At 65.8% G+C, this 15822-nt stretch carries 11 protein-coding genes; 3 read left to right on the forward strand and 8 right to left on the reverse strand.

The window, feature by feature from the left end:
- Positions 1-30: 30 nt before the first annotated feature.
- Positions 31-3249, reverse strand: a complete 3219-nt coding sequence (locus tag CFK41_RS14385) for a DEAD/DEAH box helicase (RefSeq protein WP_096800291.1) — start codon at positions 3247-3249, stop codon at positions 31-33.
- A gap of 174 nt (positions 3250-3423) precedes the next feature.
- Here CFK41_RS14385 and CFK41_RS14390 point away from each other — a divergent pair, with 174 nt between their 5' ends.
- Both CFK41_RS14390 and CFK41_RS14395 read left to right on the forward strand, forming a co-directional pair.
- A complete protein-coding gene (locus CFK41_RS14390; protein ID WP_096800292.1) occupies positions 3424-3744 on the forward strand; it encodes a nucleotide pyrophosphohydrolase in 321 nt (106 codons plus the stop codon).
- Positions 3731-5464, forward strand: coding sequence for a DUF2075 domain-containing protein (locus CFK41_RS14395; protein ID WP_096800293.1), 1734 nt, complete (start codon positions 3731-3733; stop codon positions 5462-5464). Before CFK41_RS14390 ends, CFK41_RS14395 begins: the two co-directional genes overlap by 14 nt.
- Before the next feature lie 219 nt (positions 5465-5683).
- Here CFK41_RS14395 and CFK41_RS14400 read toward each other — a convergent pair whose 3' ends face one another.
- The 4 genes from CFK41_RS14400 to CFK41_RS14415 all read right to left on the reverse strand — a co-directional run bounded on the left by CFK41_RS14400 (position 5684) and on the right by CFK41_RS14415 (position 11995).
- Positions 5684-6820 (reverse strand): MFS transporter, encoded by a 1137-nt coding sequence (locus CFK41_RS14400; RefSeq protein WP_096800294.1) that lies wholly within the window; start codon positions 6818-6820, stop codon positions 5684-5686.
- Between the two features lie 1733 nt (positions 6821-8553).
- Positions 8554-9555, reverse strand: a complete 1002-nt coding sequence (locus CFK41_RS14405) for an IS481 family transposase (protein WP_096801109.1) — start codon at positions 9553-9555, stop codon at positions 8554-8556.
- Between the two features lie 70 nt (positions 9556-9625).
- The gene (locus CFK41_RS17970) at positions 9626-9820 is read right to left on the reverse strand and encodes a hypothetical protein (protein WP_096800295.1); all 195 of its coding nucleotides are present in this window, start codon (positions 9818-9820) and stop codon (positions 9626-9628) included.
- 102 nt (positions 9821-9922) lie between these two features.
- Positions 9923-11995 carry a HelD family protein gene (locus tag CFK41_RS14415; RefSeq protein ID WP_227873097.1) on the reverse strand — a complete coding sequence of 691 codons (2073 nt, stop codon included), beginning with the start codon at positions 11993-11995 and terminating at the stop codon, positions 9923-9925.
- A gap of 417 nt (positions 11996-12412) precedes the next feature.
- Here CFK41_RS14415 and CFK41_RS14420 point away from each other — a divergent pair, with 417 nt between their 5' ends.
- Positions 12413-12628 carry a class II fructose-bisphosphate aldolase gene (locus CFK41_RS14420; protein ID WP_096800296.1) on the forward strand — a complete coding sequence of 72 codons (216 nt, stop codon included), beginning with the start codon at positions 12413-12415 and terminating at the stop codon, positions 12626-12628.
- Positions 12629-12772: 144 nt separating this feature from the next.
- Here CFK41_RS14420 and CFK41_RS14425 read toward each other — a convergent pair whose 3' ends face one another.
- The 3 genes from CFK41_RS14425 to CFK41_RS14440 all read right to left on the reverse strand — a co-directional run bounded on the left by CFK41_RS14425 (position 12773) and on the right by CFK41_RS14440 (position 15808).
- Entirely contained in the window at positions 12773-13033 is a 261-nt protein-coding gene (locus tag CFK41_RS14425) for a hypothetical protein (RefSeq protein ID WP_096800297.1), read from the reverse strand.
- Positions 13034-13605: 572 nt separating this feature from the next.
- Positions 13606-14526 (reverse strand): amidohydrolase family protein, encoded by a 921-nt coding sequence (locus CFK41_RS14435; RefSeq protein ID WP_096800299.1) that lies wholly within the window; start codon positions 14524-14526, stop codon positions 13606-13608.
- Complete coding sequence (locus tag CFK41_RS14440) at positions 14519-15808, reverse strand: MFS transporter (protein WP_096800300.1); 1290 nt, start codon at positions 15806-15808, stop codon at positions 14519-14521. Before CFK41_RS14440 ends, CFK41_RS14435 begins: the two co-directional genes overlap by 8 nt.
- Positions 15809-15822: the final 14 nt, after the last annotated feature.

Raw genomic sequence — 15822 nt, forward strand, 5'->3', positions numbered from 1 at the left:
CGTCTGTGTCGAACGAGACGCTTCTCGACGTCAGAGCCGCCCGTCCCGGTACAGGCCCAGCAGCAGCTCCTGCATCTGCGGCGTGTACTCCAGGGACGTGTAGCTGCTGCGTTCGACCTCCAGCACGCCCAGCATCGCGGCGAACCGTGTCGGCGCCCACTCCCCCGGCTTGCCGACGAGCACACCGGCGTCGGCGAGGCGCAGGTTGAGTGCGGGGGTGTTCAGGTCGGCGTCCTCCTCGCGAAGCACTCCCGCCTCACGCCACCTGCCGAGCACCGCGGTCAGAGTTCCCTGCTGTAGCGCTGCGGTCTGAGACGGCGCGGCCGGGCGAGTCTCCTCGGGCGCCGGCGTGGACGCAGGCTCAGAGAGCAGTTCGGACTGCTCGGCGTCGGGGACGGCAGCGCTCGGCGCCTCGCCGGCGATCAGACCCCGGGAAGCGTCGAGCTCCTCGGCAGTCTCGGATCTTGCCGTCCGCTGCGCGAACCGGGACATCACGCCGAACACCTTCCCGTTGTCCCACCGGTTCGGCGCCGCGAACACCACCAGGAGGTCCTGCGCCCGGGAGACGGCGACGTTCAGCAGCTCCGGGGTCGCGTCGATGAAGCCTGCCTGGCCACTGCCGGTGCCGTAGACGGCGGAGAACAGGATGATCGGGCGCTCGGCCCCCTGCAGGCGGTGCGCCGTGCCCACGGTGATCTTCTGCGCGAGGTCCTTCGGGAGGTCCGCGTCGGCGCCTGCCGCACGGGCGGCCTTCCGGATCTCGTCACGGATGACGTCGGCCTGCGCGCTGAAGGGCGTGACGACGCCGATGAGCAGTGCGGCGTCGACCTGCTTCCCGGGCTCGCTCTGCTGGTGGTGGTAGAGGTCGTAGAAGCTCGGGTAGTTCTCGACGATCCAGGTCGCGATCGCGCGGGCCTCGGCGTGGTTGACGCGGCTGGAGCCCCGTCGGGAGTCCTCCGAGTCGGCGACGTCGATCCACTCGAACGCCGGGCGCGTGCCGTGGAGCAACGACTTCTCCGCAGCACGCTTGGGCTCCAGCAGACCGTCGTAGAGCAGCTCGTTGCTGAAGCCGATGATGGCGGGGTGGCAGCGGAAGTGCTCGCGCAGCAGCAGCCCTGGCTCGCCGCTTTCGAAGGACCAGCGCGAGGCGTGGCTGGCGGCGCGCATGAGGCTGGAGGGGGCGGAGCAGGTCAGTCCCCTCTCGCGCAGCTCGTCGGCCCAGTCATCGGCCGAGATCCCGGCGCCTTCGGCGATCTCCCGGTCGGTCTCCTCGTCGAGGGACCACACGGGTGCCAGCTGCTTCTCGTCGCCGACGACGAGGGCGCGACGGGCGAGCGCGATCACCGGCAGGGCGAGCGGGGTGTCGACCTGCCCGGCCTCGTCGACGATGAGCAGGTCGATGCGGCCGACGTCGTAGGCCTTGGGTTCACCCGACTTCCTGTAGCGGCCGAAGAACTTCGGTACCTGATAGAGCGTCATGACGAAGCAGGGAGTGAGGGCCGCGGCCTGCGGCCAGACTCGTGGCAGGACGTCCGCGGTGCTCTTCCACCGCTCCGTCTCGTCCAGGTGATCGGCGAGCAGCCACTCCACCTCGAAGTAGTGAACGGCCAGCCAGAACTCGGCGTAACGGAGCGTCCGGTCGAGCGCCGCATCGAGCTCCTCGAGGGTCGCGCTCTCGCGCAGCGTGGAGAGACCTCGGAGCTCACGGAGGTGCTGGGACGCCTCCACCTCGGTGCACAGGCTCAGGTACTCCTCGGAGGGCCCTTCGGCGCTCATGGTCCCCAGCAGCGCGATGCGGTAGCCGTCGACCTCCGTCAGGGCGTCGTGGATCCAGTCCTGGATGCGGGACGGCTCGTCGATGCCGCCGAAGTACTGCTGCACGCGGGCCAGGAAGTGGTTGCGGGCTGAGGTCAGGTACTCGGTGGCGCTGTAGGCGGCGTAGGTCTCGCTGCGGTCCTTCTGCTCGACGAGGTGATGCTTCTTCGCCTCGGCGAGCTTGCCTTTCGCGGGGCAGTAGACGGCGAGGGAGCGCAGCGGGTCGTCGGTCGCAGCACCGTCGTGCTCCTGCGGCAGCCAGCGCAGGTCCAGCGCACCGGGCTCGCCCTTCGTCACCGATGCGAAGGACGCGATGATGTTGGTGACGGCCTGGTTGTTGGTGGAGGTCCCGGCGATGACCGGAGCGTCCTCGCGGTCCAGCGCCCGACGAGTGATCAGGTCCGCCACGATCGCCTGCAGCATCGTGGTCTTCCCGGTGCCCGGCGGCCCGCTGACCGCGGTGACGTCCCCGTCCCCGCTGCGGAGGAACGCGTGGACGGCGCGGCGCTGCGAGGCGGTGAGGGACTTGCCGTCGTCCATGGAGCCGCAGGCCGACCGCGCTCCTCCGAGCAGGCCGTCACCGGCGTGGATCTGCGCCTCCGGACTGCGCGGGCCGTCCCAGCCGTCGATCATCCGCTGGAGGATCGGGGGCGTCACCGGATCCCGGTCGAGGGCCTCGTAGACGTCGAGGAGGGCGCCGACGGCGTTGATCCGGTCGTGCTCCCGGACGTAGCAGGTCTCGTGCTCGATGGTCGTGCCGGCCTCGCCAGGGGGTGTGGCATGGGCCGCGGCGAACTCCTCGAGAGTCGATGCCGAGACGGCGCGGAAGAGCGAGTCTGCGAGCTTGAAGGCGTCAGCGATGCTCTCACAGCGCGAGGCCTCGGCGCCGAGGGAGGTGATCGTATGCGTCCAGAAGTCACGCAGGGAGCCGACCATCACCTCCAGGTCCGTCACCGACGGCGTGGTCAGGCGCTCGGCGGGGATCCATGGCGAGGTGCCGGTCTCGAGCTCCGGCACCAGCCGGCCGTCGCGGAACAACGTCGCGGCGACCAGAAGGATCCCCTGCTGGGCGGCACCGCCGTCCTTCGGGATCGACGCGAGGGAGATGGCCACAGAGATCGACGGGTCGGGAGTCTTCTTCGGCCCGGAGCGGCCCGCTGTGCGGTCATGACGGTCGTGGTTGTCGAACAGCGCTTTGGTGTCGTCCGCCGGGAGGGCGCCGGTGGCGATCTGCTCCCGGGGCGTCGCGACGAACGCGGAGCCTCGGCGGTAGGTGACCTCCTCCAGCGGCTCACGGCGCAGCACCTGCGCGAAGTAGTCCGTCACCGTGCTCGTGTCCACCACGTCGAGCCCCTCCCCCTCGTCCGGCGCACCGCCCGTGCACGCCGTGGTCACCGGGCGGGGATCGGTGATCGATCGCCGCTGTTCGGGCACTTCACCACGTTCGGCCGATGTGGCGCAATCACTCAGGGCATCCAGTTCCGGGCGGCCTGTCCTCTGCGCTTGCTCTGAACTGCGCTGAAGTCGTGCCCACGAGTTCGGGACCGGTTCCTTGCTGGAGCCGTGAGTGCAGCCTCCTCCGGTGGTGGCCCTTGCTAGGTTGATCTCATGGCAAGCGAACCCCTCCTCCAGACGCTGCGAACCTTCATGGCCGAGCGCGACTGGGAGCAGTTCCACTCCCCGGAGAACCTCGCGAAGTCGATCTCCATCGAGGCGGCCGAGCTGCTCGAGTGCTACCAGTGGAACGGAGATGGCGACCAAGACGAGGTGGCAGGCGAGCTCGCCGACGTCCTCACCTACGCCCTGCTCCTCGCGGACAAGCTCGAACTCGACCCGGAGCAGATCATCCGCACGAAGCTCGAGCGCACCGGTCAGAAGTACCCGGTGGAGAAGGCGAAGGGGCGGAGCACGAAGTATGACCGCCTTTGAGATTGAGGAGCTCCGGTTCACACCGGAGTCGGTCGAGGAGACGAGGGGTCGGCTCCCCCGCTTTTCGAACTGGCCGGTCGTCTACCTCATCGAGGATGGCCGCGAGATCTACGTGGGCGAGACCGGCAGCGCCGACCGCCGCATGCGCCAGCACCTCAAGTCGAGGCAGAAGGAGCATCTCAAGGAAGTCCGCATCGTCTTCGACGAGCGGTTCAACGGCTCCGCCTGCCTGGACCTGGAGTCCCTGCTGATCCGACTGCTCGGCGGTGACGGCAAGTACGAGGTGCTGAACCGCAACGAGGGCATCACCAACCAGGACTACTTCCAGCGCAGCGAGTACAACGACACCTTCAAGGAGATCTTCGAGGAGCTCCGGTCCCGCGGCTACTTCGAGCGCACGATCCCCGAGATCGAGAACTCCGATCTCTTCAAGCTCTCGCCCTACAAGGCGCTCAACACCGAGCAGGGTGTGGCTGTACTCGACATCATGGAGGGCCTCGTCCAGGACCTCCATCGTCCTGAGGTCCGTACGCTCGCTGCGATTCAGGGCGACCCGGGCACCGGCAAGACCATCGTGGGCATCTACCTCATGAAGCTCATGAGGGACCTCGCCGACTTCGATCCCACCGACGAGGTCGAGGGCGATTCGATGTTCTCCGACCTCTTCGTCGAGGGGAACCGCGAGCTCTTCAGAAGCCTGCGGATCGGGCTCGTCGTCCCGCAGAAGTCTCTGCGCAAGTCGATCAGCCGAGTGTTCCGGAAGGTGCCGGCGCTGCGCGACGCGCAGGTGCTCACGCCGTACGAGGTGGCCGACGCCGACGAGGACTTCGATGTCATCGTCGTCGACGAGGCCCATCGCCTCACCCAGCGCGGCGCCCAGGCTTTCGGAACCCTCACCAAGCGGTACGGAGAGACCACCCGTCGTCTCTTCGGCGAGGACGATCTCGCGATCAACCAGCTCGACTGGATCCGAAAGCGCTCGAAGCACACGATCCTCCTGCTGGATACGGCGCAGAGCGTTCGCCCCATCGACATCGAGCCCGAGGTCTTCGATCGGGTGCTCGACGAGACTCGCGCGCAGAAGCGCCTCTACCCCCTGGACACGCAGATGCGGGTGAAGGGCGGGAAGGCATACCTCGAGTTCGCCCGGACGCTCCTCTCCGACACCCCTCCTCGAGCGGTTCCGGATCTCGAGGACTACGAGTTCGAGCTCTTCGACGACCTCGGAGCGATGCACCAGCGGATCCGTGAGCGGGACAAGGAGCGCGGTCTCTCCCGCCTCGTCGCTGGCTACGCCTGGAAGTGGCGAAGCAAGAAGAAGACCGGCCTCCACGACATCGAACTCGACGGAGTGGCGCTGGATTGGAACGTCTCCGACGTGGACTGGATCGCCTCGAAGACCTCGCTCGAGGAGGTCGGTTCCATCCACACGGTCCAGGGCTACGACCTCAACTACGCCGGCGTCATCATCGGCGGCGACCTGCGCATCGACCCTGTGACCGGCCTGCTCGTCGCCGACAAGAAGAACTACTTCGACACCAAGGGCAAAGCCAACAATTCGATGCGTGGCCGGACCACGTCCGACGAGGATCTGCTGCGGTACATCTTGAACGTCTACCGGGTGCTGCTCACGCGAGGGATGCGAGGGACGTACCTCTACGTTGTGGATCCGCTGTTGAGGCGGAGGGTCGCCTCGATTCTGGATACCAAACCGGCGTGAACAGGGCGGGGAGCCTCACGGACTGATGCCCATCGGCGCGGAGTCCCCTCTTCCAGCAGATGGACGGCTTCAGCACCACCCATCGTGCCGGTCAGGGACCCGTTCCTTCATCCCCACTTCGCGGCGACAACTACATGACCAGAAATAACAAGGAGTACGACAGGCTTACCCCCGGCAGAGCGTCTCCTCGTCCGCTGCCCGGCGTCAGCCCGAGCACCCTCAGCCGGTAGCAACCTCGTTCCGCCCCCGTCGGGCAACCCGCACCGTCTCGGTGATACGCGCCAGCGGGATGAAGCCGACCAGGCAGATCACGGCGAGGATCACGTAGTGCCAGGTGAAGCCGAGCTGGGTGATGACGATGCCGGAGACGGCGGAGGCGAAGATGCCTGAGACGCCCAGGGCCACGCCGATCATGATCCCCAGCGCCGTTCCCGCGGCACGCGGGACCGAATCGACCAGCAGCGCGTAGACGACCGGGAACGGTGCGTTCCGGAACAGACCCCAGAACAGCAGGATGATCCACGCCGTCACGAGATCCTGGATGAAGATCATCGCGAGCAGGCTCGCCACCCAGCCGATGATGAGGAAGGCGATGGAGAACTTGCGGCCCAGACGGTCCGAGAGCGTCCCCCACACGACCTGGCCGATCCAGCCGGTCAGGCCCGATGCGCCGGAGACCAGGATCGCGTCGGAGACGTCCATCCCCATCCCCATGAGCTGCGTGGTCAGGAAGGTGACCACCCCCGCCTCGCCCCACAGGAACAGGAAGCAGAGCACCACCGCCCAGCGGACGTTCGCATGCCGCAGAGCCTCCTTCACAGGACCCCAGAAGCCGGCACGGTTGCGCGTGGACAGCTCCTCCAGCGGAGGGGTCTTGCCCATCGTCTCGATCTTGCGATACAGCGTGGCCTGATGCTTCTTCCGTCCCAGGAAGGTCTGGCCGATGATGATCGGGATGCCCAGCATCGGGATCACCAGGAACGCGGCGCTCCAGTGCGCCGAGCCCAGCACCAGGGCGATGAGCGCCCCCGCCAGGAACTGTCCGATGGGGAATCCGGTGTGGTGGACGCCGACGGCGAAGCCTCGATGCTCCTTCGGCCACCACTCGGCGACGATCGCGACGTTGACCGGCTCGGATCCGCCGCGGCTGATCCCCATCGGGATGCGCAGCAGCAGGAACGCCACGAAGCTGCCGGCGAGCCCGAAGGTCAGCGCCCCTTCCACCACACCACCGCCCAGCAAACTTACGACAGCAGTCCGGCATAATGCTGCAGGAGACGCATCCACGGGACTCCAACGCACGATTTTGCACTTAAGTATAAGTTGCCGTCGCCAGAACAACTGCCCGGCAAGCATAGAGGCAGAGCCAAGCACTCAATACAATTGATACAAGACAAGCGGATATCCACGCATAGAGAGAATAGATTAAACTATGATCATGGTACTATTTGGCACCCTTGGCGCCTTAATTACCATCGGGCTTTACGGGCTCCTTCGAGTCTCTTGGCCGCGACTCTACTATGGTCCCGACGATACATTTGAAACATTCATTTCATACTCCTTCTGGAGCTACATAGCCTTCCGCACGATTCCAGTCGCCTTCGTCATTGGGGGCCTCGGGGCGTACGCCACGAGACTTTCCGGCACGAGTGTTTGGATTCTTGTTGTTTCATTCCTATTCACATACCCGTCGACTACGTCTCTACTTACTGTCATCGGGCGCCGGCGGAATGCGCGAACCACCTCCTGGCTGGACATGGAGTGGATAATCGCATCGAGCGCAATTGTGACCTTCGGGGCGGTTGCGGGTGCACTGATCACGCCATGGATGGACAAGATTCTCCCACCTGGCGAGGCACTCATTGAGGCGATCATTACAGCCCTCTTCGTGGCGGCCCTAGCCGTGCTTGGGCGCGCAATGCAACTTGACACTGTTCAGTTCGATGGAGTTATCGATCGGACCTTGAAACGCATTGCCCCCCAGCTGGCGGAAGTTGAAGATCAGTGCGCTCGCCTGAGGGTACCAGCGGAACCGTTCATGGCAATACTTGTAGCAGAGAATCTCCAGCGTCCGCGCTGGTTTAGACGATTCGAGCACATCCTTTCGCAAGTTAGTCCGAATAGGACTACTGGTCCGTTCCAGCTCTCTTCAAGTCGTGCAGCCGGTCCCGAAAACAGAGAATCCATTGATATTGCAGAATACCTCCAAAGTAATCCCGCAATCGCCCTACTGGTCGAGCGTGGTGGGCCTCGGAGGTCGTCAGCACGGTCAGAGATGTTTAGTGCCATTTACGCACTTCATAACGCCTCAAGCAAATTCGTCAGACTCTGCGACCGAATCGCGATTCGCTTTCGCCCCAAACAGCTAAGTCATTACATTGATCTAGACACATCAGGTGTCGACCTTATGGCGAGCACCTTGATGGTGTCCGGCGAAAACGTCACCACATGGTTCGGACCGTCAATGTACAGAGAGCATGGGGAGCTTTCAATTACTCCCCCTGGTGCGACCACCCCTTTCACCTGGCAATCTAATGAAGATGACTCGGCAACCTACTCCGCAAACGCCTCAGTTTTCTATGGGGAATGGGAGGTCGCATACACCGCATCCATCGACTCGGCCCCGAGAACTATTAAATTCCACATTCAAGATTGGGCACCCACTGAGCCAAGGTGGTCATAAATTGCAGCTCGATTACCCGATAGAACTGGCTCTACAATTTTGACTGGGGGGCGATGATGCATGACGGCTTCGCGCTCAGTGCCCCAGGTTGCTCGCAACTCGCGAGGCGTCCATGACTCAAATAGCAGGACATCCCGCGACTCCCAAAAAAATGCGAGTCCTGATGGGTCACAGCGGGCGGAGGCCGCGGCCTGCGTCGAGACGGGGCCGGACACCTGCATACCTCGGCGGGGGCTGCCGCGCAGATAGGTGACACCTGACCTGGCTTGCCCGTAGGACGGCCCGGAAGGATGTGCACCATGCCCGCTCCCTACACGCAGGAGTTCCGCGAGGATGTTGTGCGAGTGGCCCGGTCCCGTGAGGACGACGTCACTCTCGCGCAGATCGCGAAGGACTTCGGCGTCCACTAGCTGTAGATGGCCATGACGTTGTCGACGCCGGTGTGGAAGCGTGAGGCCGGGGGCTGATCGCCGCAGGCGGTGTGGGGCCGATGGTAGTCATAGTGGTGGACCCAGACCGCGATGGCCTCTCGCCGTTCGTTCTCAGAGGCGTGGGCCCGGGCGTAGAGGCATTCGTCGGTGGGGATCCTCTGGTAGCGCTCGACCTTCCCGTGGTGCCGCGGGTTGTAGATCCTGGTGCGTTGGTGTCGGCCGATGAACGCGCTGGTAGATCGCTGAAATGCCTTGGCGGTGTAGTTGCTGCCGTTGTCGGTGACCAGGCGGGGAATCCGCGTGATGGCGTGCGCGGCGAAGAGCGCCCGGGCTCGGTGGAAGAACGCGATGCTCGTTGCGGCAGTCTCGTCCTCGAGTGCTTCGGTGTAGGCCAGCCGGGAGAACCCGTCGATGATCGAGTGGAGGTAGGTGTAGCCGACTCTCTGGCGATGCTTCTTCTTGTCCTGTGCGGAGCCGCGGCCATGGGCCCACCAGCCCCCGCCGTCGCGGGGCTTGCCGATCTTCTTGACGTCCATGTGGACCATGTGACTGGGATAGCAGGCGATGATCTTCCCAGGCGAGCGAAGGTTCTCGCCGTCCGGGGTGATGTCTCGGATCCGGTTCAATCCCAGCCGATCCAGCCAGCGAGTCACGGTCCGCACGCAGCAGCGGTACTGGTGCCCGTCGGCGAGTTCGCGGGCGATCCGGCGCGCGGACCACTTCTTCTTCCGACGCCAGAACTCGATCAGCTCCACCACCCAGACCGGGAGGCGCGTAGGTCGGTTCGCTGGCGTGCTGGAGTGGTCCTCCAAGCCGAACTCGCCGTGCTCGCGGAAGCGGCCGACCCACTTCGACAGGATCGAGCGGGCGATGTGGAACTCCGCGGCGACGTGCGCGATCGGGCGTCCTCTCTGGATCACCTGCGCGACGGCTCGCTGTCTTCCGAGCACGGTCAGCGGGGCATTACGGTGGGTCATGGAACGGGTCTCTTCCTGCGAGATGGACGGCTTCAGCACCACCCATCGTGCCGGTCAGGGACCCGTTCCTTCATCCCCGCTCCGTGACTACAACGTCATGACCAGCAACAACTAGGTGAGCCTGGTCCCCGCGAACGATGGCCTCCACCGACCCGCTGTCGTGACATATCAGGTCGGCGACGCGATGCAGCAGGCTCCGCCCCTCGAGCACGATGTCCGGCGACGCGGCCCGTCCGAGCTGTTCGAGCTCCCACGAGAGTTCCATGGCGGAAGTGTCCGGCACGGGTGGGACAGTTCTCGGTGCTGAGCACCAGCGGCAGCAGCGTCTCGTTCCACAGCGCCAGGCCGGTCAGCAGTACCGCAGCCCTTACGCCCGGCCGCTCGACACAGCGACCGGCGCGGTCGTCAAAGTGACCAGCCGCTTCGTCGCCCGCGTCTGCGCGACGTAGAGATCACGCAGCCCCGCCGAGCTCTCATCGCGAATTCCGTCCGGGTCCACGAGGATCACGGTGTCGAACTCGAGCCCTCGCGCTTCGGGAGCTGGGACGACAGTGACCTTCTCCGACGCCATCCCGAGAGCGATCTGCTGAGCGCGCTCCGGGGTGACGACGACGCCGATCATCTCGTCGGGGTGGTCCCCCGTCAGGCGTGCCACGAGATCGACGAGTGCGGATTCGAGATCCGCGTCGGCAACGTCCAGTGCCGTCGGCGCATCCCCGTGGCGGATCGAGCGCGAGAGGCGCTGCGTCGGAGCGATCTGGGCGAGCACGGATCCGCTCGCCTCGAGGATCTCGGCCGTGGTGCGGTAGTTGATGGTGAGCGTGTGGTGCTCGAACCTCGCGCCGACGAACGGCTCGAGCGCCTCGTCCCAGGTGGTGAGCGTGGTGGTGGGCCCTGCTTGGGCGAGGTCGCCGACGATCGTCATGGAGCGGCTCGGGCAGCGGCGCATCAGCATCCGCCATTCCATCTCTGTGAGCTGCTGGGCCTCGTCGACCACGACATGGCCGTAGACCTTCTCGGGCAGCCCATCCACGAGCGCCCGCGCCTCGTCGAGCAGCGGCAGGTCAGCGCTGCTCCACCTCTCCCCTGCCCGGGATCCGAAGGACGCGATCACCTCGGCGGGGAGACCCGCCCCGGCCAGGGCGTCCGGATCGCCGAGCAGGCCGCGCAGCAGGCCCTCCGCCCGGAGCACCGGCCAGACCTTCTCGACAGCCCGCTCGACGCCCGGGTCCTCGAGGAGCTCCTCCCGGAGGAGCTCCCAGTCGATGTCGAGCTCGTCGGCAGACGCCTCAGCCCCCGCGGACGCCGAACCGCCGGCGAACATCCGGTCGAGGTCGATCCCGATCCCCTTGAGCTCCTCCTCGTAGTCGGTGATCTCCTGGGAGGTCTGCCGCTCCAGCTCGCTCACCAGGTCGTCCACGACGTGCTCGAGGAAAAGTGCCCGTGCGCGATGGTGGCCGGCGCCGCCCTGCAGGGCGCTGCGGCGTGCCGCATCGACCCGCGCAGGATCCAGCACCGTCGTGCCGTGCGCCGTGGTGAGCCGCAGCGGGACGCCGTGGGGCCGGTGGGCGTCGACCCGCTGTGCGAGGAGGTCGGCGAACACCCGGCGTCCCTTCCAGCGAGCCATCTCTTCCGAGTCCGCCACGGTCACGGCGTCCCCGGTGAGTGCCGTCGTCGTGCTGAGCTCCACGTCGTTCTCGCCGAGCGAGGGCAGCACGTGGGAGATGTAGTCGAGGAAGCGCCGGTTCGGGCCGACCACGAGCATCCCGCGCGCGGCAACTGTCGGGAAGGCGTAGAGCACGTAGGCGGCCCGGTGCAGGGCGACGATCGTCTTGCCCGTTCCCGGCCCGCCGTCCACGACCATCGTGCCGCGATGTTCGGAGCGGACGATCTCGTCCTGCTCGTGCTGCAGCGTCGCGGCCGCCTCGCGCATGCGCCCGGTCCGTGCCCCGCTCACGGCGGAGACCAGCGGATCATCGCCGACCACGTCCCGCGCGGGCAGTGCCTCCCCGGAGAGCACCTCGTCGGAGAGCTCCACGATCTGCCGGTCTTCGATCCGCAGATGCCGCCGGCGGCACAGGTCCATCGGCGTCGCCATCGTCGCGGCGTAGAAGGGCCGGGCGGCCTCGGCGCGCCAGTCCACCAGCAGGATCTCGCCGCTCTCGCTGCGCAGTCCGATCCGGCCGATCCGGTGGGACTGCCCGTCCGTGCCGTCGACGCGTCCGAAGCACAGCGACCGCTCTGCCGACCGGAGCCGCTCCAGCGCTCCGCCCAGTCGGGCCACGGTCGCCTCCCTCGCCTCCCGGGCTTCGATGCTCTCGACGTGCGAGGCCCTCTCGGCCTCCCTCGCCGCGGCGATCCTGTCCTGCTCGCCGTCCAGATGGGCGTACATCTCCTCGATCGCCCGCTGCTCGATCTCCACCTGCTGCGCCCTCCTCATGGCTGCGTCCACCGCCTGTGCCCCCTTAGACCGGCGACCATCCTGAAGGACGTTGCGGCAGAAGACAACGTTGACTTCCGGTGCAGGATCGTGTCTCTGAGCTGTGCCTTTGAGCTTCGGCTCGCCTCGCCTCTAGGTGTGGCGGATGCGGCCGAACGAGTTCAGCGCGGACACATATCTCACTGAGCGCGCAGAAGAGATCAAGGAGAGCGGCGGTCGACCCGATCTCTCCACTCTTCGCGCACTCGACATCGTGCTGTGGATGCACGGGAAGGAAGCAGAGGCACAAGACTAGGGACGCCGCCAGATTGCTCGCACCTCGCGAGGCGTCCATGACTCACGTGGCGGGGTACCCCGCGACTCTCATCGCCTGTGGAATGCGGGTCCCGATAGGTCGCAGCGGGCGGAGGCCGCGGCTTGCGTCGAGACGGGGCCGTCGAGCGCGGGATCAACAAGATCAACATCTCCAGCGACATCAAGTCCTCGTACCACCAGTCCTACCGCGAGGTTCTCGCCGATGCGAAGCTCCGCGAGCCCGACGTCATCCAGCCTGTCGCCGTGCCCGCGATGAAGGAGACGGCAGCCCACAAGATCGATCTCTTGCAGGCGCGTGGGAAGGCGTCGCTGTACTGACGCACCTCGGACCGCCGCCTGCCGCCCGAGGCTGTCACGAGAAGAAGGTTACGGGCGTTGCACGACATCCGGATTGAACTCAGCAGTCCGGGCATGGCCATCACAATGGCCACGCCCGGATTGCTTGTTGCACCCCTCGAAACCTCAGGCCTCCCCGGTGGACGCTGGGACAGCAGCGAAGCTGAAGGACAGCACGGCACCGGACTGACTCGCCGTGAAGTTCCACGTCCGCCAGCCCCGAAGACGGGACGCGAACACACCGCCCAGCGCCTCGGCGTGCGCGTCCAAGTAACGAACGTGCCTCCTCCACCAGGGAATGCGGACGATTCCGTCGACCCGCCAGCCCCGGTCCCGTTCATTCAGTTCACAAACCCGATAGCTGGTGCGACCGGTGCGAATCTTCATCGGCTTCTCCTTTTGTCGACCGGAATCACCGAAACATCTTTCCGGCACCTCCGATACTGACACGCTTGCGATGGAGGAACGCGGCCGGGAAAGTGCCTTTGACCTGCAGTGCTTGCATGGGCATGCTAGGGTGGGTCGACATTGAGCGGTTCTCAGATCGACCCAACTATCCATCAATAAGAATTCCGTGATTGAGATGCAGATCACTGCCGGGTCAGGTGGCGGGCGGTAGGGCGACGCTCGCGATCATGCAGTTCCTCTGATCCTGGAACGGCCTCCTCATCCCGCTGATCGTCCTCGGCGGCCCCGAACTGAACCCGCCCCGGACCGTGATGACGGCAGGCATGGTGCAGCCCACCGGCCAGGGCGAGACGCTCGTGATGGCGTCGACGTTCATCGCGATCCCGCTGCCGCTGGTCGTGGTGGTCTCGATGCAGCGCTACTTCGTTCGCGGCGTGCTGGGCGGTGCGGTGAAGGAGTGGGCTCACGAACGCATCTGGCCGCCCGCCCAGTGCATCCCGGAAGGAGCACGCGAGCGGCGGTCAGATGCGCAATGTCTGGGGGAACTCCGCTCAGCTGACGAAGAGCTCCGGTGCGTACAGCCGATCCGCCGTCCCGAAGAAGAACTGGTGCTGCACGGTCAGGGACAGCTCGCTGACGATCTCCCTATAGCCGTCGACGAGATCGCGGTAGGTCGTGAACATGCCGTCGACCGGGAAGTTGCTGCCGAACATCACCCGCTCGGCACCGAAGATCTCGATCATCTCCAGCACGACTTCACGATTGAGCGCGACGGTCCAGGGCAGGCCTTGGACGCAGAGTCCCGACGCCTTGATGGCGACGTTGGGATGATCGGCCACGGCTCCGAGCGCCGCTCGCCAACCCGCGAGCGTCTCCTCGGAGCGGTCCAGGAGCACACCGGAGTGGTTGAGGACGAGGGTGATGCCGGGGAACTCCTCGAGGAGCGAGACCGCCTCCGGCAGGTTCTGCCACGGAGTCTGCAGCTCGAAATGAAACCCGTGCTGCTCGAGGCGGGCATAGCCCTCGCGCCAGTCGGGATCGCTCATCAGCGTGCGGCCTCTTCCGGATCCGTGGGACTCATTCGACTCCCCGGGCTTGTGGCGGACGCTGCGGACGATCCCCGAGGCGGCGTGGGAGGCGAGGACCTGGGCGATGTCCGGGGCATCGAGCCAGGCCTGGGCCGCCATCGCTCCAGGGACGCCGGACTCACGGCGCTGCTCCTCGATATAGCGACGCTCCCCGATCGCGTCCTCCGGGTCCCACTCGGCTTCCATGTAGACGCTGCCGCGCACTCCGGCGGGTACCGCATCAGCGAGAAAGTCGCGCGCCAGGTAGTCCTTCTTGATGGAGTCGTAGTCGCCGTACCGGTGCGGGACCCGCGCCCCTGGCTCCAGCCACGGGTGCGGGTTCCGTGCCAGGTCCCAGACGTGGTGATGGGCGTCGATGATCGGACCCTCGTAGAGATCAGGCACGAGCCTCGACCTCCTTGCCGGATCCCTCGAAGTTGATCGCCAGCGAGCTGACGAGGTAGACGGCCGCCGCACCGGAGAGGAAGACGAGGACGGCGGTATAGCCGCCGGTGAGGTCCAGCAGGACGCCGGCGACGATAGGGACGACGATCCCGGCAGAAGTCCCGGCGAAGTTCATGACGCCTCCGACGAGCCCGACGCGATCAGGCTTCGCAAGCATGCCGGGGATGGTCCAGTAGAGGCCGCCGAACAGGTTGAAGAACACGCCCACGCACAGCAGCGCCACGGCCGTATTCGCGTCCTCGACGAATGGGAGCGCGATGAGCGCGGCGAGGCTCAGCGCCCCTGAACCTCCGAAGAGGAGCTTGAACGACACGTTGCGCGGGAAGTGGCGCTGCAGGCGGTCGGCGAGGATTCCCGAGAGGATCTCACCCGCCGCACCGCACAGGAAGATCAGGAAGATCGCGAACCCCATGGACGTCAGGTCCATGCCGCGTGCAGAGCTCAGATAGCTGGGCCCCCAGGTCACGAGTCCCCAGAAGACCATCGCCCAGCCGAGTCGGCCGATGACCATCGCGGCGACGTTCGGGGCGCTGAGCCCCGGCTTCTCGCCGAGCTCCTCCGAGGGGACCTCGATGAGGTCGACCTCGTCCTGGTTGGTGAACGGATGATCGGCGGGGCGGTTACGGATGTAGAGCGAGACCAGGACGCCGATCAGCACTGTCGTCAGGCCGATGATCACGAACGACCATCGCCAGGAGCCGGTGAACGAGATGAGCCAGGCGATGAGCAGTCCACCGATGGCGGAGCCGAGGGGTGCCCCCGAGTCGATCAGGGTGACCGCGCTCGCTCGGCGCTTCGGCGGCATCCAGTTCGCGACGAGCTTGCTGGCGGAAGCCATGTACGGAGCTTCGAACGCTCCGAGCCCGATGCGGGAGAGGATGAGAGTGAAGCCGTTGACGGCAAGTCCCGCGGACGCCGTGAACAGCCCCCAGATCGTGGCGGCGACACCGATGACCTTCCGGGGGCCGAACCGGTCAGCCGCCATGCCCCCGGGGATCTGCAGCAGGCAGTAGGCCCAGAAGAAGGCGCTGAGGACGACGCCCTGGACGGTGGCCGAGAGGTGGAAGTCTTCGGTGATGCTCGGCAGAGAGACCCCGAGCGCCGCACGGTCTATGCAGTTGACCGTGTAGAACAGGAACAGGATGACGACGATGCTCCATCGGACGTTCGTCGCTGCGCCCTTCCGCGGGGGAGAACTGGTCTCGGCGCTCTCGATGCTCATGGTGCTCCTTTGCG

Origin of the sequence: Brachybacterium ginsengisoli (genome assembly GCF_002407065.1) — a bacterium.
GTDB lineage: Bacteria > Actinomycetota > Actinomycetes > Actinomycetales > Dermabacteraceae > Brachybacterium > Brachybacterium ginsengisoli.